This window comes from Micromonospora peucetia (assembly GCF_900091625.1).
Classification (GTDB): domain Bacteria; phylum Actinomycetota; class Actinomycetes; order Mycobacteriales; family Micromonosporaceae; genus Micromonospora; species Micromonospora peucetia.
This window is the reverse complement of record NZ_FMIC01000002.1, coordinates 6,253,523-6,276,843: the sequence shown is the minus strand read 5'-3', so window position 1 is coordinate 6,276,843 and position 23,321 is coordinate 6,253,523. Positions and strand designations below refer to the sequence as shown.

Below are 23,321 nucleotides of genomic sequence, written 5' to 3'. Positions count from 1 at the left end.
GCATGTGGAGCAGTTCGGTGTGGACGGGGCTGACGGTCAGTCAGCGGTGGGGCCCGTCGCGGGCCCGGCTTCGAGGAAACGCAGCATGTGCCCGTTCAGCTCCTCGGCGAAGCTGTACGGCAGGTAGTCGGTGCGGATGGTGACGCGCAGTAGGGCATGGTCGGTGCGGGGCAGCACCTCGACCGTGAGCCCGTTGGGCACCTCCCGGGCGTACGGGTCGACGACCTCCTCGGCCCGGCAGCCGGGCAACTCCAGCGGAAGCACGACGTTGTCCTGGAACACGAAGGTCGGCAGGCTGGCGACCACCTCGCCGGAGAGCCCGGCGGCGGGATCGTCGGCGGTCTCCGCGAAGGGGACGTCCTGGGCCCGCATGAGGTCGCTGATCGTCTCGTTGATCCGGAGGACGAGCTTGTCGTCCTCCGGCCCGTCGAACCGGACCCGGACGCAGTTGAGGTTGAGCCGGGTGGTGAAGGCGGAGTCGAGAACGCGGCTGCCGCGCTTGGCGACGACCATCAGCAGGCCGATGTCGTCCTGCCGGTGGATGGCGCGCAGCGCGGACGCGAACGCCGCGACGAAGTAGCTGGACCGGCTGAACCGCTGTTCCCGGGCGGCCCGGTCCCAGCGTTGCACGACCTCGGGGGCGACGGTGACAGTGTGCCCGGCCTTCGGGCCCCACGCCAGCGCCTGTTCCAACGACGCCTGGGGTTGGGGCTGGCCCTGTCGGGGCAGGCCGCGCAGCTCCTCGCGCCAGTAGGCCCGCTGCGTCTCCAGGTCGGCGGCGTTCCGCAGGCGGGTGTACTCGTCGTACGACTGGCGCAGTGTCGGCGCGGGCCGTGCCCAGACCGGAGCAGCTCCCGACAACCGCGCCGCGTAGGCGTGGCTCAGGTCCCGCACCAGCAGCGTGTACGACCATCCGTCGAAGGCGATGTGGTGGACGCCGACTCCGAACAGGACCCGCCCGGTCGACCTGTCCCGGATCAACGCCGCCCGCCAGTTGCGGCCCTGGGTGTAGTCCAGTGGCTGCTGCACCGCCTCGGCCAGCTGGTCCAGGGCCTCCTGTTCGGTGGTGGCGTCGGTCAGCAGTCGTAGCTGGGGCATTCCCGGGTTCGGCGCGACGAGCGCCACCGGCGGGTCGACCCGCCGGTAGCGGGCGTGCAGTGCCTCGTGTCGCCGGTGCACGTCGCCGAGTGCCGCCATCAGCGCACGGAGGTCCAGCTCGCCCTCGATCCACCAGGTGACCGGGACGACGACCTCCAGCGGCGACATCAGGCACTTCGCCACCTGCTGCGCGAGCGGAACCGGGCCGGGGCGCTGACGGGTCTGCCCGGCGGTCGGGCCGGTGTCCGTACGGCGGGGTGCGGTGGTCAGCCACTGGGCCAGCGCGTGCGGTGTGGGGGTGCGGTGGATCTGCGAGACGGGTACGACGGCGTCCGCGGCCTCGTCGATGCCGGTGGCCACGGCCGCCGACTGCAACGAGGTGCCGCCGAGATGGAAGAAGCTGTCGTGGGTGCCGACCCGGTCCAGCCCGAGGACGGTGGCGAACACCCCCACGACGAGGCGTTCCTCGTCGGTTGTCGGTTCGGTGTATTCGATGTCGAGGTCGGGGCGTTGTGAGTCGGGTTCGGGGAGTGCCTGTCGGTCGATTTTGCCGGTGCTTCCGAGAGGGAAGCGGTCGAGGATCATGATCACGGCCGGGACCATGTACGAGGGCAGCACGGTCGCGGCGTGTTCCCGTAGTTCGCTCACGGCCGGGGGTCGGCCGTCGCGGCCGGTGACGTAGCCGACCAGGCGGGCGACGCCTCGGTCTTCGCGGCGTACGACGACGGCGCTTTCCACGTCGGGATGTTGGGCGAGGACGGTTTCGATTTCGCCGAGTTCGATGCGGATGCCGTTGACTTTGACCTGGTGGTCCATTCGGCCGAGGATTTCGAGTGCCCCGGCGGTGTTCCACCGGCCCAGGTCGCCGGTGCGGTAGGCGATTCCGCCGCCGTACGGGTCGGTGACGAATCGTTGGGTGGTGAGTTCGGGGCGGTTGAGGTAGCCGTCGGCCACGCCGAAGCCGGTGATCAGGATTTCCCCGGGGACTCCGGCGGGCATCAGGTTCAGTTTCGGGTCGATGACGCGGATCTGCCGGTTCGGCATCGGCCATCCGATCGGCACGTACGCGCCAGCCCACCCCGCCGACGCGTCGAACCACGTACACGCCACCGCGATCTCCGCCGGCCCGTACGCGTTCACCACCCGGGTGCCCGCCGTCAACCACCGCTGGGCCAGCTGCGGTGGGACGGCCTCACCGCCGAAGATGATGCAGCGTAGGCCGGGGCAGGCGGCTGGGTCGAGCGGGGCGATGTTGGTGGCCGGTCCGAAGGTGTGCGTGACGTCGTGCCGGTTGACGAGGTCGGTGAGCCGGCGGGCGTCGAGCAGGTCGTCGCGGGAACAGACGACGACGCAACCGCCACCGGTGAGCGTGGCGAAGATTTCGCCGAATGCGGCGTCGAAGACCGGTGCCGCCGAGTGCAGCATGCGACTGTCGGGGCCGATGGCGCACTCGTCGGTCATCCACGACAGGAAGTTCGTCAGCTTCTCATGCGTCAACACCACGCCCTTCGGCGTGCCCGTCGAACCCGACGTGTAGATCACGAACGCCGGCTCCGACGCCTCCACCACCGGCAACCCCACCGGCTCACACGCCTGCACCACCGACCAGTCATCATCCAACGCCACCACCGACACCCCGTCCCCAACAGGAACCCGAGACGCCACCGCACCAACCGTCAACACCACCCGCGCACCATGATCGGCCAACAACACCCGCATCCGCTCCACCGGCCACGACACATCCATCGGCGTGTACGCCGCACCCGTCCGCAGCACACCCATCGTCGCCACCAACGACCACAACCCACGCTCCAACACCAACGACACCACATCACCAACACCCACACCCAACGACCGCAGATACGCCGCCAACACACCCGACCGACGATCCAACTCCCCATACGTCAACACCTCACCACCCGCAACACCCGCCACCGCCTCCGGCGACCGCCGCGCCCACCCCAACACCAGCTCATGAACCGGCTCACCCGGCACCGCGCGCACCACACCCCGACCCCACCCCAACAACCGCTCCCGCTCCACATCCCCCAACAACACCAACCCCGACAACCCAACCCCGGGATCCCGCACCCCGGCGGAGACCAGCACCACGAGCTGATCCACCAGGCCCCGCACCCACTGCGCGGAAAACTCCTCCACCGCGTAGTCCACCCGCGCCGCCGACCCGTCCGACGCCACACTCACCATCAGGTCGACGTCCACCACCTCCGGCCCCGTCTCCGCCACCGGGCCGTCGACCAACCCCACCGCCACCGGACCAGTCCGGCCCCGATCCGCCGTCGGCGTCCCCAACGCCGAACCCACCCGCGTCACCAACTCCGCAAGACCCGGATCATCCGCCACGTCCACCCGCAGCACCGACCCGCCACCAGCGGACAGCCCCACCACCACCTCATCCTGGCCGGTGTACCGGGCCAGCACCGCCACGAGCCCCGCCACCACGACTTCACCGGCCGGCCCGGCATCCGGTGGCCACGAGGGCAGCACCCGGTGCACCGAGGCCGCCCGGGCCGGCCACACCGCCGGCCGACGCAGGTCACCCACCAGATCCAGAGCCTCGGCGTCAACCGCACCGGCCACGGCCTGAGCGCCATCGAACCCGACAGACATGAACTCAACCTCCGATCGAAAGGGGATGACCGGAAGGCACGTGGCCGGAGCGGCCGGTCAGCCGAGGTGCCGTACGCCGGACGGAATGGTGTGACGCGAGGATGCGGGGCGGTGCGGAACGCCGAGACCGCTCGCGGGGGTGGTCGACCGGCGTCTCGGCGCCGCGAACCCCGTCGTACCGCACCCGCGCGGGGGACGGTGGACGGCGGCCCGGGGCCCGTGGCGGATCCACCGGTCCGCCGTGGCCCCGGTGCCGCGCGACCGGGTGGGCTCCGGCCGGCGCAGCGCCCTGGTCGGTCTGCGGGCCCGGCGGCCGACTCGTGTGGCCGTGGCGCGGGAACAGCGGTGCGATCGGGGCGGGGTCACCGTCCGGAATCCGCACCGCGACCACGGCGCTGATCGGGAGGAGCAGGTCGGTGCCCGATCCGATCACCGGCACCTCCTGTCCATCAGTGCGCCGCGCACCCACATTTCTTCCCCGATCCGTAGCGATGAAAAGGGAACGACGAACCGATGGGGCCCGACCCTACGAAGCCTCGTGGAGTGGCGTACACCCCTAGAGATGTGCGCGTCGACCCCTAGTGCGCCAGCCGGAGATCCCGGCTGAGTCGCCGCCGGGGTTTGTCCGGCGTGGTGACCGGAGCCGGGTCGCGCGCGGTGTCGTCGCCGCCGGATCGGCCAGGTTGGCTGGTCGGTGCGGCGTACGGCCCGGGATCGCCTGTATGTATGTCGATTGGATACCGCAGGTCTTCGGTGAAAGCACACGGTCCCACAGTTTTTCTATAGCAGATGGTTCATGCTCTCCGAGAGGGTCGGTGGGCGATTGTCCTGGTTGGACGGCGGATGATCCCGTTGGTGCCGCCGAAAACACCTTTCTGGTCAACCCGAGTCGGGAGGGCAGGTCGGAGCATTGGCGACTCCGGTCGCGAAAGGGCGGGCTGTGTTCGGCTGACCGGCCCATCCCAGGGCAATGAGAACTGACTATGCTTTCCCGATCGCAATCCAGTCGGTGACTGGCAAATCAGACACCGGCTGTTGGTGTGCGCCGCGTCGACGCAGCGCTGGTCACAAGTCAGCCCGCTACCTGGCCGGTCCAGCCTGAGGCCGTCCGGTCGGTGCACACGGCACGCCCGACCCTCACGGCCGAGCTGCCTCACCAGGACCGGGAGCCCACGCACCCGTCCACGTTCTCCGCTGTTCGTGGTCGTGGCGCACCCGGAATCTGCGCCACCCCGAGGCCCCCTGCGGGCCGGCATGTCAGGAGATCCGATGGACAGGCCTATCCAGGTACAGGTGTTCGCTCACGATGGGGTGCTGCTGGCCCGGCCGCCCGATCCGGTGACGACCGCCGACAGCCGTTATCTCGCCGGTGCGGGCACGGCCCTGTACAACGGGCTGGACATGATCACAGGTCTTCACCTGACCCTGCCGCACCAGTCGGCGGCCATTTGCAGCACCGGATCCAGCGCGGACAAGTCACTGCGTCTGCTCAGCCGGTGCGGTCTCAAGACGCCGAGCGATCTGCGCGAGTTCCGCTCCGGCGCGCAGGCGGTGCGGTTCGCCCGGGAAGCTGCCGAGCGGGGCGAGATGCTGGAGTTCCAGTTCCCTCCGCATGATCCGGAACTGCGGGCCGCGCGAGCCCGGGTGTCGCCGGACCTGCTGGCCCGCCTCAACAACAAGACCGTCCTGGAGGCACTGGTCGCGCCGGAGTACCTGCCCCGCCGGCAGGTCGCCACCCCCGCCGAGGTGCGCCGGATCGTGCAGCAGGACCGCCGTCCGGCGGTGATCAAACCGGCCGGTGTCGAGGTGTACAGCGGAATCGCGATCTTCACCAGGCGGTTGCAGGACCGACTGAACCGGTCACTGTTCAACCAGTTGGAACAGGTGAGCGATCGGTGGATCATCGAGGAGGAGATCCCCTTCCGGACGATCTGGGGACTCCAGTTCGGCGTGACGGAGAGCGGGGCGGTGCAGTACTTCGGAGCGTCCGTACACCTGCCGCAGCCCACTTCGACGTGGGTCGGTTGTGTGATGGACGATGACCAGCCACCGGCGGAACTGATCGAGGCGCTGACCGTAGGGGTCCGAAAGGCCAGTGCTCTCGGTTACCGGGGGTACTGCTCGTTCGACGCCGGGATCAGCCGGGACGGCAGACTGCGGGTCATCGACCCGAACTTCCGGGTCAGCGGAGCCACCACGTCGGTGCTGCACCGCAGTTCGCTGCTGGGTCAGCACCCGTGCGCCATGACCACGTTCTTTTCGCTCGCTCCGGGCGTGGACGCCGAGCCGATCCTCGCCCCGTTCATCGACCGTGGGCAGCTGGTCGTGTTCATGCACCACGACCCGGCGGAGACGGACAACGGCCCGCAGCCGGCGACCATCCTCGGCATGGTCGGCGCCGCTGACCGTTACGCCTGCGGAGTGCTGATCGCGCAGATCCAGCGAGCGCTGGGAAGTTGACGCGCATCCCCCGGGCCGCGGTGGCGGCCCGGGGGGCGACCCGCTGCGCAAACCGATCGTCCGCCGCCACGCCCGGGACGCGCCCGCTGCCCTCACATGCCGGCGAGGGCGACCCGGACGGCGGCCTCGGGGACGCCGGCGACCAGTTCGGGCCCGGCCGGGCCGTCCAGGACGAAGGACAGTCCCGAGGTGGCCTTCTTGTCCCGCCGCATCAGCGAGACCAGTTCGTCGGCGTCGACACCGGAGGGCACCGTGGTGTCGAGGCCGTAGCCCGCCACCACGTCGTGGTGCTCGGCCACCCGATCAGTCGGGATACGGCCGAGAACGCCGGCAAGCCGGCCCGCGAAGACCGTGCCGACGCCGACCGCCTCGCCGTGCCGCAGCCGGTAGTCGGTGGCCCGCTCCAGCGCGTGCCCCAGGGTGTGGCCGTAGTTGAGGATGTGCCGCAGGCCGGAGTCGCGCTCGTCGGCGGCCACCACCCGGGCCTTGAGCGCCACACAGGCGGCGATCTGCTCCGCCACCGGTCGGTCGCGCAGCTCGCCCGCGTCGATGAAGTGTGCCCGGGCGATTTCGCCGTACCCGTTGCGCCACTCCCGCTCCGGCAGCGTGCCGAGGTGCTCGGTGTCGCAGAGCACCGCCCGGGGCTGCCAGTACACCCCGACGAGGTTCTTGCCCTCCGGCAGGTTGACTGCGGTCTTCCCGCCGACGCTGGCGTCCACCTGGGCGAGCAGCGAGGTCGGCAGGTGGATCACCGCGATACCCCGGTGGTAGAGGCCGGCGGCCAGCCCGACCACGTCCGTGGTGGTGCCGCCGCCGCAGGAGACCACCGCGTCGGCGCGGGTCAGCCCGAACTCGGCGAAGGCCCGGCAGAGCTGCTCCACCGTGGCCAGGTTCTTGTCGTGCTCGCCGTCGCGGGCCGGCACCACCCGGTGCGGCACGCCCGGGTCGGGCGTCCACTCCGGTGGTCGGGCCGAGACCACCATGACCCGGCGCGCGCCGATCCGGGCCACCTCCGCCGGCAGCCGGTGGCGCACACCGGGGCCGATCAGCACCGGGTACGCCCGCTCGCCGAGCGCCACCTCGACCCGGACCGGTTCGGCGGGGGCGGGACGGTCAGGTGCCGACGCGTGCATGTTGCTGCTGCCTTCTCTGCGGGACGGGGATCGGCAGGGAGACGACCGGGTGGTCCCGGACCATCGACAGGCGCAGCGCCAGCGCGGCCAGCGAGTCGACGTCCGGCCCGATGCCCCACCGCTCGTGGGTGAGCTGGGCGTGGTGCGCGAGGAGGAAGCCGCGCGGCGTCGCCGGTTGCTCCCGGCTGACCACGTCGGCAACCCGGTCCAGGTAGAGCTGCCACGCGGCGGCGACCTCCCCGCCCAGCGGCAGGTCGCCGGCCGCCAGGACGATCTTCTCCGCCCCGGCGTCCGCCTGCGCGGCCAGGTTCCGCCGGTGCGCTCCGGTGAGCAGTTGGCTGCGGTCCTGCCAGTGCAGGAAGAGGAACGTCAACCGGTCGCCCGCCGGCACCAGCCCGGTCAGGTGCCGCAGGTGCGCCACGGCCAACGGCAGTTCGACGCCGGCCAGCCAGGGGGCGTTCCCGCCGAGCAGGGACAGGGCCAGGTCGCTGCCCGCCCAGGCGAGCGGGCCGCCCCGGGCGGCGTCGCGTACCGCGTACGGGTCGGCGGCGAAGGAGACCCGCAGGTCGTACGCGATCAGCCGCGCCCGTACCGCGTCGAGCGCGGCCGGGGCGGCGTGGAAGCCGAGGCTCAGTCCCGGACCGACGGGGGAGTCGTCCCGGTCGAAGAACCAGTCCGTGCCCGGATCGCCCCGGCGGGCGGCGGCGACCAGATCGGTGAGTACCGTTCCGACCAGCTCGACCACCCGCGTGTCCGGGCATCCGTCGGCCGGCACGGCCAAACGGGCGAACAACCAGCAGCGTTCCAACGACGGCACCTCGGCTGACGGGCGGGTGGAGCACGGGATTCGACGGTCCGCGGGGGTCGCCCCATCATCGACCTGCGGCGCCTCCCACCACCGGATCAGTGCTCTGAACTGGGGACGACTTAGGGGGTGACAGGGGTAGGTTGCCGGCAGGGTGCTCGGAAGACTTGGGCCGCTACGGCGAGCGAGGTCTACGCCGCGGATGAGGAGTCTCGCCGACGGACGGATGTGGTGACATGCTTCGGAGCGACCTGATCCAGCCGTTGCCCGATCTGATCGAGGCCCACGCCACCAGGTTGGGGAACAAGGTCGCGTTCCGCGACGACCACCGGGCCGTCGGATACGCCGATCTGGCAGCCCGGACCCGCCGACTGGCCGGTCACCTGGCGGCGTCGGGGGTCGGGCGGGGCGACCGGGTGGCCTTCTGCCTCGGCAACCGGGTGGAGACGGTGGAGACCTGGCTGGCCGTCACCCGGGCCGCCGCGGTCGGCGTACCGGTGAATCCGCACAGCACCGATGCGGAACTGGCACACCTGCTGGACGACTCCGGCGCGGTGCTGGTGGTCACCGACCCTCAGCGCCTCGACCAGTTGCTGCGGCTGCGCGCCGACCGGCCGGCCCTGCGGGTCGTGTCCACCGGGGACGGCCCGGTGCCCGACGGCGTCACCGCGTGGCGTGACCTGGTCGACACCGAACCGGGTGTGGACGCCCGTGACGACCTGGGCCTCGACGAGGTCGCCTGGATGCTCTACACCTCCGGCACCACCGGCCGGCCCAAGGGCGTGCTCTCCACCCAGCGGACCTGCCTCTGGTCCGTCGCCGCCTGCTACGTGCCGATCCCCGAGCTCACCGCCGCCGACCGGGTGGTCTGGCCGCTGCCGTTGTTCCACAGCCTCTCCCACATCGGGTGCGTGCTCAGCGTGACCGCGGTCGGGGCCACGGCCCGGCTCGTCGACGGATTCTCCGCCGAGGACGTGCTGCGCGCTGTCGACGAGGACGAGGCCACCGTGCTGGCCGGTGTGCCGGCCATGTACCACCACCTCGTCACCGCCGCCCGGGAGACCGGCTTCCGCGCCCCTGCCCTGCGGGTCTGCCTGGTCGGCGGGGCGATCACCACCGGCGCGCTGCGCCGGGCGTTCGAGGAGGTCTTCGACGCGCCGCTGCTCGACGCGTACGGCAGCACGGAGACCTGCGGCTCGATCGCCGTCACCCGGCCGGACCGGCCCCGGGTCGAGGGCTCCTGCGGGCTCGCGGTGCCCGGCGTCGAGGTGCGCCTGGTCAGCCCGCAGACCGGCCTGGACGTGCCGACCGGCGCCGAGGGCGAGGTCTGGGTCCGCGGGCCGAGCGTCATGCTCGGCTACCACGGCCTGCCGGAGGTCACCGCCGCCGCGCTGCGCGACGGCTGGTACCGCACCGGAGACCTGGCCCGCCGTGACGCCGAGGGCAACATCTTCGTCACCGGGCGGCACCAGGAGCTGATCATCCGGGGTGGCGAGAAGATCCACCCGGCCGAGGTGGAGGAGGCGCTGCGCGCGGTGCCCGGCGTCGCCGACGTGGCGGTGACCGGCCGCCCGCACGACGTGCTCGGCGAGGTGCCGGTGGCATTCGTGGTGCCCGGCCCGGAGGGCTTCGACCCCCGGGCCGGGTACGCGGCCTGTCGCGAAAAGCTCTCCTACCACAAGGTCCCGGAAGAGCTGTACGAGATCGCGCAGGTGCCCCGCACCGCCTCCGGCAAGGCCACCCGCCGGCTCCTGCTCGGCCGGCCGGCCCGGCTGCGGGCGGTCAACGGCAGTCACCACGAGGCGCTGAGCCTGCTTGCCTGGCAGCCGCTGGACCTGACCCCCGTACCGCCGGTCGGGGCGCCCGTCCCGACGGCCGCCCAGGCCGCCGTCGCCCCGGCCCGCCGCTGGGCGATCGTCGGTCGGGGGAGCGAGGTGCTGGTGGCGCCGCTGCGCGCGGCGTCGACGGAGGACCGGTTCCGGTCCCACCGCGACCTGGCCGCACTGCGCGAGGCCCCGGACCTGCCCGACGTGACGGTGCTGCTGGTCGACCCGGCCGACACCGTCGCGGCGGACCTCGCCGACCGGCTGCGCGGCTGGCTCGACGACGACCGGTTCGCCGGCACCCGGCTGTTGCTGCTGACCGGCCCGGCCGGCGACGCCACCGCGAGCGACGCGGCAACCGGGCCCGGCGCGTCAACTGAGCCCTACGCGGCAACCGAGCCCGGCGCGAGCGACGCGCCCGGCGTGGCCGGCAACGCGGCCACCGGCCCCGGCGCGGGCGACGCCGCCGAATGGGCCGGGCCTGATCCAGCGGCCGGCGCGGTCTCGGCGATCGGGCGCAGCCTGCAGGCCGCGTACCCGGACCGGATCGTGCTGGTCGACCGCGACAACGAACAGAGTTCGATCGCCCTGCTGCCGGCCGTGCTGGACGCCGGCGCCGCGCAGGTCGCGCTCCGCGCCGGAACCGCCCTGCACGCGGTCCTCGTACCCGCCCCGGCGGCCATGCCGGCGCGGCCGGCCACGGTGGTCGACCCGGCCCGCCCTGTTCTGATCACCGGCGCCGACGGGCCGACCGGCGCGGCGCTGGCCCGACACCTCGTCGCGGCGCACCGCGCCCGCCGGCTGCGGTTGCTGCCCACCGGCGCCACGGCCGGGACCGGCCTGGCGGACCTGGTCGCCGAACTCACCGCCGCCGGTGCCGAGGCCGCCGCGCTGCCCGCCGACCAGTCGGGTGACGAGCCGCTCGGCGGGGTCTTCCTCTGCCCGTCCGAGGACGACCTGGCCGACGACGAGGCGGTCGTCCGGCTGCTCGGCCTCGCCGCCGCGCTGGACGCCGGGACCCGGCACCCGGCCGCCGCGTTCACCGTCCTCGCCCCGTCCGCCCTGCTGCTGGGCGCCGCCGGCCAGGAGCGGGCCGCCTCGGCCATCGGCGCCCTGCACGCCCTGGCCGCCCGCCGCCGGGCCGCCGGCTTCCCGGCCAGGCTCGTCGGCACGACCGCCGTGTCGGCCGTGCGCGCCGACCTCGCTGTGCCGGCCTTGCGCGCTGACCTCGCCGCGTTCGACGTGGCCCACGACCGCGACGACCTGGTGCTGCTCGCCCGTCCGGCGGGCCACGCCGATGCCGCGCACCCCGCCTGGCGCAGACCCGTCGCGGCGGCCCGCGCCGCCGAGGACGACCGGGACGCCGCCGAATGGCGCCGCCGGCTGGCCGGCCTGACGACCGCCGAGGGCGACCGGCTCGTGCTCGACCTGGTCCGCGCCGCGACCGCCGAGGTGGCCGGCCTGCCCGGAGCGGCGGCCGTCCGCCCGGGCCGGGCCTTCAAGGAGCTCGGCTTCACCTCGGTCAGCGCGGTCGCCCTGCGCGACCGGCTGGCCCGGGCCACCGGGGTACGGCTCTCCGCCACGGCCGCGTTCGACCGGCCCAGCCCCGACGCCCTGGCCCGACACCTCGCCGACCGGCTGCGCGGCGTCACCCCGCAGGCCGGTACGGTGCTGGACCGGCCTCCCCTCCCGTCCACGATGGACGATCCGGTGGTCGTCGTCGCCATGGCCTGCCGGCTCCCCGGCGGGATCGGCTCCCCCGAGGACCTGTGGGCCCTGGTCGACCAGGGCCGGGAAGGGCTCACGGAGTTTCCCACCGACCGGGGATGGGACCTGGCGCACCTGTTCTCCGACGACCCCGACCGGCCCGGCACCTCGTACGTCAGGACGGGCGGCTTCCTGACCGACGCCGCGGATTTCGACGCCACCCTGTTCGCGATCAGCCCGCGCGAGGCGCTTGCCATGGATCCGCAGCAGCGGCTGCTGCTGGAGACGTCCTGGGAGCTGTTCGAGCGGGCCGGTATCGACCCCACCTCCCTGCGCGGCAGCGCCACCGGCGTCTTCACCGGCGTCATGCACCACGACTACGCCGCCAACCTGCGCCAGGCCCCGCCCGGCACCGAGGGCTACCTCGGCGTCGGCACCGCCGGCAGTGTCGTCTCCGGCCGGGTCGCGTACGCGCTGGGGCTGGAGGGACCGGCGGTCACGGTCGACACGGCGTGCTCGTCGTCGCTGGTGGCGCTGCACCTGGCCGCCCAGGCGCTGCGCGCCGGTGACTGCTCCCTCGCCGTGGCCGGCGGCGTGGCGGTGATGGGCACCCCGCAGGCGTTCGTGGAGTTCAGCCGGCAGCGCGGGCTCGCCCCGGACGGGCGGTGCAAGGCGTTCGCCGACGGCGCCGACGGCACCGGCTGGTCCGAGGGCGTCGCCGTGCTGCTGCTGGAACGGCTCTCCGACGCCCGCCGGCGCGGACACCCCGTCCTCGCCGTGCTACGCGGCTCCGCCGTGAACCAGGACGGCGCGTCCAACGGGCTCACCGCCCCCAGCGGGCCCGCCCAGGAGCGGGTCATCCGCCGGGCGCTGGCAGCCGCCGGCCTGCGCACCGCCGACGTGGACGTCGTCGAGGCACACGGCACGGGCACCCGGCTGGGCGACCCGATCGAGGCGCAGGCGCTGCTCGCCACGTACGGGGCGGGACGCGGCGACGCCGAGCCGCTGCGGCTGGGCTCGCTGAAGTCCAACCTCGGCCACACCCAGGCCGCCGCCGGGGCCGCCGGGGTGATCAAGATGGTGCTCGCTATGCGGCACGGTGTGCTGCCCCGCACCCTGCACGTGGACGCCCCGACGTCGGAGGTGGACTGGTCCACCGGCGCGGTCGAGGTGCTCGCCGAGGCCCGCCCGTGGCCCGAGGTGCGCCGGCCCCGCCGGGCCGGCATCTCGTCGTTCGGCATCAGCGGCACCAACGCCCACGTCATCGTCGAGGCGCCAGCCGACCTGCCGTCCGGACCCGGGACCGCCGACCGGCAGCCGTCGGCTGAGACCGCCACCGCCGGCACCCGGCGTCCGCCCGTACCGTGGCTGCTCGCCGCGGCCTCCGGCGAGGCGCTGCGGGACCAGGCGGCCCGCCTGCTCGGCTGGCTCGACGGGCCCGGGGCGGACGCCGACCCGGCCGACGTCGGGCACGCGCTCGCCACCACCCGCGCCGCCCTCGAACACCGGGCCGTGGTGCTGGCCGGCGACCCGACCGCCGCCCGGGCGGGCCTGACCGCGCTGACTCGGAGCGAGTCGGAGCCGGACGTCCCGACCGTGCTGACCGGCCGGGTCGTCGACGGCCGGCTCGGCCTGCTCTTCGGCGGGCAGGGCGGGCAGCGCGCCGGCATGGGCCGCGAACTGCACGCGGCGTACCCGGTCTTCGCCGCCGCGTTCGACGCCGCCTGCGCGGAACTCGACCGCTGCCTTGCCGAACACGCCCCGCACCCCGTCGTGGACGTCGTCTTCGCCGACGAGGGCGGCGAAGCGGCCGGCCTGCTCGACCAGACCCTGTACACCCAGCCGGGGCTGTTCGCCTTCGAGGTGGCGCTGTACCGCCTGCTGGAGTCGTGGGGGGTACGCCCCGACGCGGTGCTCGGCCACTCCGTCGGCGAACTGGCCGCTGCGCACGTGGCCGGGGTGTTCTCCCTCGCCGACGCCGCAGCGCTCGTCGCCGCCCGGGCCCGGCTGATGCAGCAGCTTCCCGCCGGGGGCGCGATGGTCGCCATCGAGGCCGACGAGGCCGAGGTCGCCGCGCACCTGACCGACCGGGTGGGCCTCGCCGCCGTCAACGGCCCGACCAGCGTCGTCGTCTCCGGCGACACCGACGCCGTGCTGGCCGTCGAGGCCGCCCTGCGCGCCGCCGGGCGGCGTACCAGCCGACTGCGGGTGTCACACGCGTTCCACTCGCCGCGCATGGAGCCGATGCTCGACGAGTTCCGCGCGGTGGCGGCCGGCCTCACGTACCGCACCCCGGACCTGCCGGTGGTGTCCAACCTGACCGGTCACCCCGTCGACCCGGCCCGGCTCTGCTCGCCCGACCACTGGGTGGCGCACGTGCGGGGCACGGTCCGCTTCCACGACGGCGTGCGGGCCCTGCACGGGCAGGGAGTCACCACCTTCCTGGAGGTCGGTCCGGCCGGTGTGCTCACCGCGATGGCCCAGGACTGCCTCGCGGCCGAGGCCGACGAGTTGGCCTTCGTCCCGGCCGTGCGGGGCGTCGCCGACGAGCCGGCGGCGCTGCTCGCCGCCGTGGCGCGGTTGCACGTGCGGGGCGTCGCCGTGGACCGGGCCGCCCTCGCCGGTCCCGGCCCGCACCGCCGCGTCGACCTGCCCACGTACGCCTTCCAGCGTCGGCACTACTGGCTGCCCGCCTCGGCCGGGGCCGGCGGCCCGGTCGGCGTCGGGCTGGCCGACGCCGGGCACCCGCTGCTCGGCGGGGTGCTGCCGGTCGCCGGTACCGGGCAGGTGGTCTGCACCGGTCAGGTCTCCGGGGCCGCACAGCCGTGGCTGGCCGCCCCCGGTGACGGCACGCCCGCGCTGCTGCCCGCCACCGCCCTGCTGGACATGCTCACCCACCTCGGCGAACGGCTCGGCACCCCGACCGTGCAGCGGCTGCGCGTCCCGGAGCCGGTGCCGCTGCCCGCCGAGCTGACCCTCGAGGTGCAGGTCGGCGTCTGCGCGCCGGACGAGCACCAGCGCCGGGTGGCGCACTGCCACGTCCGGGCCGGTGACGGGCAGCCCTGGCGGGAGGTCGCCGAGGCCGTGCTCGGCCCGGTCGACCCGGAGAGCGGCCGGGGCGCACTCGCCCCGGCCTGGCCGCCCGCCGGGGCCAAGCCGGTGGACCTGGACACCCCGCAGCGCCGGGCGATGGCGGGGGAGCTGGCCCGGGGCGCGTGGGTCGCCGCCGACCGGCTCTTCGTCGACGTACGCCTGCCCGAGGACGCCAGGGATCCGGACGCCGAGCGGTACGGCGTACATCCGCTGGTGCTGGAGGCGGCCCTGCGCCTGCTCCCGCTCGCCGACTTCGCGCCCGGCGTCGACGCCGCGTCCACCGCCCGGCTGGTGCCCACCGAGTGGGCGGGGGTGCGCCTGCACGCCACCGGTGCGCACGCGCTGCGCGTCTGCCTGGCCCCCGCCGGGGCGGACGCCGTGACGTTGAGTGCCGTCGACGACGCCGGCGCGCCCGTGCTCGACGCGGACCGGGTGGTGCTGCGGACCCTGGAACTTCCGCCCGCCGACGCGCCGGCGACCGCGACCGCCCCCGCCGGGCTGTACGCCGTCGACTGGCTGCCCGCGGCGTTCCCGGCGACGCCGGCGCCGGCCTGGACGCTCGCCGACGACACACCACCCGACGGGCCGCTGCCGCCACTGCTGGTGCTGCGGGTCGGTGACGGCGAACCGGGCCGTCCGGTGCCCGACCGGGCGCACGCCGTCGGCCTCGCCGTCCTCGGCGTGCTCCAGGGCTGGCTGGGCGACCCCCGAGCGGAGACCACCCGGCTGGCCCTCGCCGTCCGCGACGGTGACCCGGTGCACGCCCCGGTGGCCGGGCTGGTCCGGGTCGCGCAGGCCGAGCATCCCGACCGGTTCCTGCTGCTCAGCCTCGACGCCATCGACGACGCCACCGTCCGGTCGGCCCTGGCCGTCGCCCCGGACGAGCCCCAGGTGGCGGTCCGCGACGGCCGGGTCCTGCTGCCTCGGCTGCGCCCGGTCGACCAGCCCTCGGCGGGTACGCCGGTCGCGGCGCTGGCCGGCGGCACCGTGCTCGTCACCGGAGGCACGGGCGGGGTCGGCCGGCACGTCGCCACCCATCTCGCCACCGTGCACGGCGTCGCCGAACTGGTCCTGCTCAGCCGCACCGGCCGGGCCGGCGACTGGACGGCCGCATTGACCGGTGCCGGCGTCACCGTCCGGGTGGTCGCGGCCGACGTCGCCGACCGGACGGCGCTCGCCGAGGTCGTCGCCGGACTGGCAGACCGGCTGGTCGCCGTCGTGCACGCCGCCGGGGCCACCGACGACGCGCTGCTCACCGACCTCGATCCGGCTCGCTGGGAGCGGGCCCTGCGGTCCAAGGTGGACGGCGCGTGGAACCTGCACGAGCTCACCGCCGACCTCGACCTGGCCGCGTTCGTGCTCTTCTCCTCGGCCGCCGCCACCTTCGGCAGCCCCGGCCAGGGCAACTACGCGGCCGGCAACGCGTTCCTCGACGCGCTGGCCGCGCACCGCCGTGCCCACGGACTGCCCGCGACCGCCCTCGCCTGGGGGCTGTGGGCCGCGCAGGACGGGATGGCCGGCCGGCTCACCCCGGCGGATCTGGCCCGGCTCGCCCGGGGCGGCACCCGCCCCCTGGACCCGGCTGCCGGCCTGGCGCTGTTCGACGCCGCACTGCACCTCGACCTGCCGGCGCTGGTGCCGATCGGGCTCGATCTGGCTGCCGTCCGGGGCTCCGGCGAGGTGCCCGCCCTGCTGCGGGCGCTGTTGCCCCCGCCACCCCGCCGAGCCGTCAACGCCGGCTCCGCGCCCGCCTCCGCCAGGGGCTTCGCCGACCGGCTGGCCGAACTGGACGAACCCGACCGGGCCGCCCTGCTGCTGGACCTGGTGCGCACCCGGTGCGCCACCGTGGTCGGGCACACCGGCCCCGACCATGTCGAGCCGCGCCGCCCGTTCAAGGAACTCGGCTTCGACTCGCTGATGGCGGTGGAACTGAGCAACCGGCTCACCGCCGTCACCGGCGTCCGGCTCGCCCCGCACGCCGTGTTCAACCATCCCACCCCGGAGTTGCTCGCCGCGCACCTGCACGCCCGGCTGCTCGGCACCGCCGCCACAGAGGTCACCGACGCGACCACCGTCGCCCTCGACGAGCCGGTCGCCATCGTCGCGATGGCCTGCCGGTTCCCCGGCGGCATCGGCTCCCCCGAGGAGCTGTGGCGGCTGCTCGACGCGGGCGGGGACGTCATCGGCGCCCTGCCCGACGACCGGGGCTGGCCGCTGGCCGAGCTCTACGACCCGGCGCCCGGCACGCCCGGCCGGACGTACGTGCGGGCCGGCGGGTTCCTCACCGGGATCGCCGACTTCGACGCCGCGTTCTTCGGTATCAGCCCCCGCGAGGCACTCGCGATGGACCCGCAGCACCGGCTGCTGCTGGAAACCTCCTGGGAGGCGCTGGAACGCGGCGGCATCGACCCGGTGACCCTGCGCGGCAGCCGCACCGGCGTCTTCGCCGGCACGCACGGCCAGGACTACGCCGACCGGATCGCCCCGGGCGTCGTCTCCGACGACGGTGAGGTCACTGCCGACGAGGGACACCTGCTCACCGGCACGGCCGGCAGCGTCCTCTCCGGCCGGGTCGCGTACGCGCTCGGGCTGGAGGGGCCGGCGGTCACCGTGGACACCGCCTGCTCGGCGTCCCTGGTGGCGCTGCACCTGGCCGTCCAGGCGCTGCGTCAGGGCGACTGCGATCTGGCCCTGGCCGGCGGCGTGTCGGTGATGTCCACCCCCGCCGGGCTGACCGGGTTCAGCCGCCAACGTGGTCTCGCCGCCGACGGGCGGTGCAAGGCGTTCGCCGAGGAGGCCGACGGCTTCGGCATGTCCGAGGGTGTCGGGACGCTGGTGGTGGAACGCCTCTCCGACGCCCGCCGCCGGGGCCATCCGGTCCTCGCCGTGGTCCGCGGCTCGGCGGTCAATCAGGACGGCGCGTCCAACGGACTGACCGCCCCGAACGGGCCGTCCCAGGAACGGGTCATCCGGGCCGCGCTGGGCGCCGCCGGGCTGACCGCCGCCGAGGTGGACGTCGTGGAGGCGCACGGCACCGGCACGTCACTCGGCGACCCCATCGAGGCGGAGGCGATCCTCGCCACCTACGGGCAGCGCCCGGCTGACGCCCCGCCGGTACTGCTCGGCTCGGTCAAGTCCAACCTCGGGCACACCCAGGCCGCGGCCGGTGTGGCCGGGGTGCTGAAGATGGTCCTCGCCATGCGGCACGGCCGGCTGCCCCGCACCCTGCACGCCGAGCGCCGCAGCTCGCGCGTCGACTGGGAGTCGGGATCGCTGCGACTGCTGACCGAAGCCCGCCCGTGGCCCTCGGCGGACCGGCCGGCACGGGCCGGTGTCTCGTCGTTCGGCATCAGCGGCACCAACGCCCACGTGATCGTCGAGGCCGTCCCCGAGCCGGCACCGGAGGCGGCCGACTGGCCGACCCCGGAGCCGCCCGTCGGATCCACCCCGGAGACCGGCACCGGGAGGTTGCCGGAGACCGCAGCCGGGACGGCCCGCGCGCTGCCGTGGTTGCTGTCCGCGCGTACCCCGGAGGCGCTGGTCGGGCAGGCCCGCCGGCTGCGGGAGCACCTCGCCGCCGAGCGGCCCGACCAGCGGCCCCTCGACGTGGCCTGGTCCCTGGCCACCAGCCGCAGCACCTTCGACTCCCGGGCCGTGCTGGTCGGCGCGTCCCCGGACCGGATCGCCGCCGCCCTCGACGCGCTCGCCGAGGGCCGGCCCGACCCGGCCGTGGTACGCGGCGACGCGGGACCCGCCGGCCGGTGTGTCTTCGTCTTTCCCGGGCAGGGCTCGCAGTGGCTCGGCATGGGACTGGACCTGCTCGACGAGGCTCCGGTGTTCGCCGAGCGGATGGCGGCCTGCGACGCGGCGCTGCGGCCGTACCTGAACTGGTCGCTGCTGGACGTGCTGCGCCGGGTGCCCGGCGCGCCCGGCCTCGACGAGGTCGACGTGGTGCAGCCCGCCCTGTTCGCGATGATGGTGTCGCTGGCCGAGCTGTGGCGTTCCCACGGCGTTCAGCCGGCCGCCGTGGTCGGCCACTCGCAGGGCGAGATAGCCGCCGCCTGCGTCGCCGGGGTGCTCTCGCTGCCCGACGCCGCCCGGGTGGTGGCGCTGCGCAGCCGGGCGCTGCGGGCCCTGGCCGGGCACGGGGCGATGGCCTCCGTCGCGCTTCCCGCCGGCACGGTACGCGACCGGATCGCCCGGTTCGGCGACCGGATCGCGGTGGCCGCCGTGAACGGTCCGGCCGCCGTGGTGGTCTCCGGCGAGCCGGCGGCGGTGGAGGAACTCCTCGCCGAACTGGCCGGCGAGCAGGCCCGGGTCCGGCGGATCGCCGTCGACTACGCCTCCCACTCCGCCCAGGTGGAACGCATCCGCGACGAACTGGCCGAGGTGCTGGCGGGCATCGCCCCCGGCCCGGCGGCCGTGCCGCTCTTCTCCACCACCGACCTGCGCTGGCTCGACGGCGAGGAGATGGGCCCGGACTACTGGTACCGCAACCTGCGGCAGCCGGTCGAGCTGGAGCAGGCGATCCGGTCGCTTGCCGGCCAGGGCCATGACACGTACGTCGAGTGCAGCCCGCATCCGGTGCTCACCGTAGGCATCGAGGAGAGCCTCGCCGACCACGACGGCGAGACCGTGGTGGTCGGCTCGGTGCAACGCGACCAGGGCGACCGGGGGCGGTTCCTGCTCTCCCTGGCCCAGCTGCACGTGGGCGGAGTACCGGTGGACTGGCGGCCCGCGCTGGCCGGCGGCCGGCGGGTCGACCTGCCCACGTACGCGTTCGCCCACCGCCGCTACTGGCCCCGGCCCGTCTCCGGCCCCGGCGACGTCGGCGCCGCCGGCCTGGACGCCTCCGGGCATCCGTTGCTCGGTGCGTCGGTCGCGTTGGCCGAGGCGAGGGGACACCTGTTCACCGGGCGGCTGTCGACCGACGCGCAGCCGTGGCTGGCCGACCACCGGGTCACCGACAGCGTGCTGGTGCCCGGTACCGGCCTGGTGGAGCTCTGCCTCCGGGCCGGGGACGAGATCGGCCACCCGGTCCTCGACGAGCTGGTCATCGAGGCCCCGCTGACGCTGCCCGCCGAAGGGGCGACCCAGGTGCAGGTGGCGGTGGGCCCGGCCGGCGACGACGGACGCCGACCGGTGACCGTGCACTCCCGGCCCGCAGACGGCCCGGCCGGGGGCCCGTGGACCCGGCACGCCAGCGCGACCCTCTCCGCCGACCAGCCAGGCCCGCCGGCGCAGCTCACCACGTGGCCGCCGCGCGACGCCCGCCCCGTCGACCTGACCGGCTTCTATGCCGGACTGGCCGCCGACGGCTACGCGTACGGGCCGGCGTTCCAGGGGCTGCGCGCCGTGTGGACCAGCGGCGACGAGGTCTACGCCGAGGTGGAGCTGCCGCCGGCCCAGCGGGTCGACGCCGACCGCTACGGCCTGCACCCGGCCCTCTTCGACGCTGCTCTGCACGCCGCACACTTCGGCGGTCTCGCCGAGGCCGGGGCCGGCCGGCTGCTGCTGCCGTTCGCCTGGAACGGCGTCACCCTGCATGCCACCGGCGCAACCGCGCTGCGGGTGCGGCTCACCCAGGTCGGGCCGCACGCCATCGCGTTGACCGTCGCCGACCCGACCGGCGCCCCCGTCGTCGACGTGACCGCCCTGACGATGCGGCCGATCTCCGCCGCGGAGCTGGTGGTCGCTGACGACCGGGCCACCCGGGACGCCCTGTTCCGGGTCGACTGGACGCCGCTGCCGCCGGTCGACGAGGCCGCCCCGGTCGCCGCGGTGGCGATCGCCCCCGGCCTGGACGGGTTCCCGCTCCACCCGGGGCTGGACGGTCTCGCCGACGCCGTCGACGCGGGACTGAACCTGCCCGGGGCCGTGATCGTGCCGCTCGACGCGGAAGCCGCGCAGCCCGTCCCCAGGGCGGCCCGCCTCGCCGCCGTCCGGGCCCTCGACCTGATCAGGCGCTGGCTCACCGAGCCCCGCTGGGCGGCCTCGCGGCTGGTGCTGGTGACCCGGGGCGCGGTGGCCGTGCGCAGTGCCGGCGAGGTGACCGACCCGGCCGCCGCGGCGGCGTGGGGGCTGGTCCGCTCCGCCCAGTCGGAAAACCCCGACCAGATGGTCGTCGTCGACGTCGACGATGACGGAATCGCTGCCGACCAGGTCGCCTCCCTGCTGGCGGCGGCCGAACCGCAGGCGGCGATCCGGGGTGGCGTGGCGTACGTGCCACGGTTGGCGCGGGCCGGGTCGGCGGGCGAACTCGCCACACCGCCAGCCGCCGCGTGGCGGCTGGACGCGCCGGTGCGGGGCAGCCTGGAGAACCTCACCCTGGTCCCGACCGACGCCGACGCCGCCGTCCTGGGCCCCCGCGAGGTCCGGGTACACGTCCGTGCCGCCGGCCTGAACTTCCGCGACGTGCTCAACGCGCTCGGTCTCTACCCGGGTGATGCGGGGCCGCTCGGCGGCGAGGGAGCCGGCGAGGTCGTCGAGGTGGGCGCCGAGGTGACCGACCTGCGCCCCGGCGACCGGGTGTTCGGGGTGTTCGTGGGCTGCTTCGGGCCCGTCGCGGTCACCGACTGCCGGTTGCTGGCCCCGATGCCGGCCGGCTGGTCGTTCGTCGAGGCCGCGTCCGTGCCGGTGGTCTTCCTGACCGCGTACCACGGCCTGGTCAACCTGGCCGGGCTCACCCGGGGCGAGTCGGTGCTGGTGCACGCGGCGGCCGGCGGCGTCGGCATGGCCGCCGTACAACTCGCCCGGCACCTCGGCGCCGAGGTGTACGCCACCGCCAGCCCCGCCAAGTGGGACGCACTGCGGTCGATGGGCCTCGACGAGGACCACCTGGCGTCGTCCCGGACCCTCGACTTCGAGACCCGGTTCTCCGACGGCACCGGCGGCCGTGGCGTCGACGTGGTGCTGGACTCGCTGGCCCGCGAGTTCGTCGACGCCTCGCTGCGGCTGTTGCCGCGCGGCGGACGGTTCATCGAGATGGGCAAGACGGACATCCGCGACGCCGCCCAGGTCGCCGCCGATCACCCGGGAGTGGCCTACACCGCCTTCGACCTGACCCTGGAGGACCCCGACGAGGTGCGGCGGATGCTCGTCGTGCTGCTGGAACTCTTCGAGCGGGGCGCGCTCACCCCGCTGCCCACCCAGGTGTGGGACGTCCGTCAGGCACCGGAGGCGTTCCGGCACGTCAGCCAGGCCCGGCACGTCGGCAAGGTGGTACTCACCATGCCCCGGGCGTGGGACCCCGACGGCACCGTGCTGCTGACCGGGGGGACGGGGACCCTGGGCCAACTGGTCGCCCGGCGACTGGTCGAGACGCACGGCGTACGGCGGCTGCTGCTGGTCAGCCGGCGCGGCGAGCGGGCCCCCGGCGCGGCCGAAGCGGTCGCCGAGCTGCGATCCCTGGGCGCCGAGGCCACGGTGGTGGCGGCCGACGTGGGCGACCGGGACAGCCTGGCCGGGGCGCTGGCTGCGGTGCCGGCGCGGCACCCGCTGACCGCGGTCGTGCACCTCGCCGGCGTGCTCGACGACGGGGTGGTCACCACCATGACCGCGCAGCGCGTCGACACGGTGTTCGCGCCGAAGCTCGACGCCGCGTGGCACCTGCACGAGCTGACCCGTCACCTCGACCTGGCCGGGTTCGTGCTGTTCTCCTCCGGCGCGGGCGTCTTCGGCGTGCCCGGTCAGGCGAACTACGCGGCGGCCAACGCGTTCCTCGACGCGCTCGCGCTGGCCCGCCGTGCCGAGGGCCTGCCGGGACGGTCGTTCGCCTGGGGGCTGTGGGAGCAGGCCAGCGAGATGACCGCCAGACTGGACCGGTCCGATCCTCGGATCACCGCCCGGGACGGGCAGCTCGCGATCCCGTCCGACCTGGGGATGGCCCTGTTCGACGCGGGTCTGCGGATGGCCGAACCGGTGCTGGTGCCGACCAGGATCGACGTCACCGCGCTCGGCGAACGGGTCGGTCGCCCCCCGGCCCTGCTGCGCGGGCTGATGCGGCGGGAAAGGCCTAGCGTCCGGTCGGCCGCACCGACCGGCGGCGGGCGCACGTTCGCCGACGAACTGGCGGCGCTGGCCGGGCCCGATCGCCACAGCCTGGTGCTCGACCTGGTGCGCGAGCAGGCGGCGAGCGTGCTCGGACACGGCAGCCGCGCGGCGGTCGCCCCCGGCCGCGCGTTCAGCCAGATCGGGTTCGACTCGTTGACCGCCGTCGAGCTGCGCAACCGGCTGACCACGGCGACCGGTCTGCGCCTGCCGGCCACGCTGATCTTCGACTGTCCGGATCCGAACGCGCTGGCCACGTTCCTGGTGTCCCAGCTCGCGCCGGACACCGGCCCAGTGGTGCCGCCGGTCGTCACGGACCTCGAGAACCTGGAACGCTCGCTGACCGAGACCAGTGTCGAGCCGGAGCTGCACGCCCAGATCGGGTCCCGGCTGGAGGTGCTGATCGCCAAGTGGCGGACGATGCGCGCCGGATCGGGCGGCGACCCCGACCTCGACCTCGAACAGGCCAGCGACGACGACCTCTTCGACCTCATCGACTCCGAACTCGGCCTCTGATGGCCC

5 protein-coding genes are annotated in these 23,321 nt (G+C 74.6%); 2 read left to right on the top strand and 3 right to left on the bottom strand.

Features of this window, described 5'->3' with window-relative positions; all coding sequences use genetic code 11:
• Positions 1-36 precede the first annotated feature (36 nt).
• Positions 37-3,729, bottom strand: coding sequence for a non-ribosomal peptide synthetase (locus GA0070608_RS27555; protein WP_091631610.1), 3,693 nt, complete (start codon positions 3,727-3,729; stop codon positions 37-39).
• A 1,293-nt stretch (positions 3,730-5,022) separates the two neighbouring features.
• Between GA0070608_RS27555 and GA0070608_RS27545 the strand changes: the two genes are divergently transcribed.
• Positions 5,023-6,189: an ATP-grasp domain-containing protein gene (locus tag GA0070608_RS27545; protein WP_245715973.1), complete on the top strand. Its 1,167-nt coding sequence runs from the start codon at positions 5,023-5,025 to the stop codon at positions 6,187-6,189.
• A gap of 92 nt (positions 6,190-6,281) precedes the next feature.
• On the opposite strand, the gene GA0070608_RS27540 is transcribed toward GA0070608_RS27545, so the two are convergent.
• Together GA0070608_RS27540 and GA0070608_RS27535 are read right to left on the bottom strand one after the other, a co-directional pair.
• A complete protein-coding gene (locus GA0070608_RS27540) occupies positions 6,282-7,322 on the bottom strand; it encodes a 3-dehydroquinate synthase family protein (RefSeq protein ID WP_091631600.1) in 1,041 nt (346 codons plus the stop codon).
• Complete coding sequence (locus GA0070608_RS27535; protein WP_245715972.1) at positions 7,303-8,139, bottom strand: hypothetical protein; 837 nt, start codon at positions 8,137-8,139, stop codon at positions 7,303-7,305. The genes GA0070608_RS27540 and GA0070608_RS27535 overlap by 20 nt, the downstream gene beginning before the upstream one ends.
• Positions 8,140-8,363: 224 nt before the next feature.
• Between GA0070608_RS27535 and GA0070608_RS27530 the strand changes: the two genes are divergently transcribed.
• A complete protein-coding gene (locus GA0070608_RS27530) occupies positions 8,364-23,315 on the top strand; it encodes a type I polyketide synthase (RefSeq protein ID WP_091631597.1) in 14,952 nt (4,983 codons plus the stop codon).
• Positions 23,316-23,321: the final 6 nt, after the last annotated feature.

Bases quoted from the DNA above. Each gene is read 5' to 3' on its own strand.
- GA0070608_RS27555 (WP_091631610.1), bottom strand. From the start codon at position 3,729: ATGTCTGTCGGGTTCGATGGCGCTCAGGCCGTGGCCGGTGCGGTTGAC.
- GA0070608_RS27540 (WP_091631600.1), bottom strand. From the start codon at position 7,322: ATGCACGCGTCGGCACCTGACCGTCCCGCCCCCGCCGAACCGGTCCGG.
- GA0070608_RS27530 (WP_091631597.1), top strand. From the start codon at position 8,364: ATGCTTCGGAGCGACCTGATCCAGCCGTTGCCCGATCTGATCGAGGCC.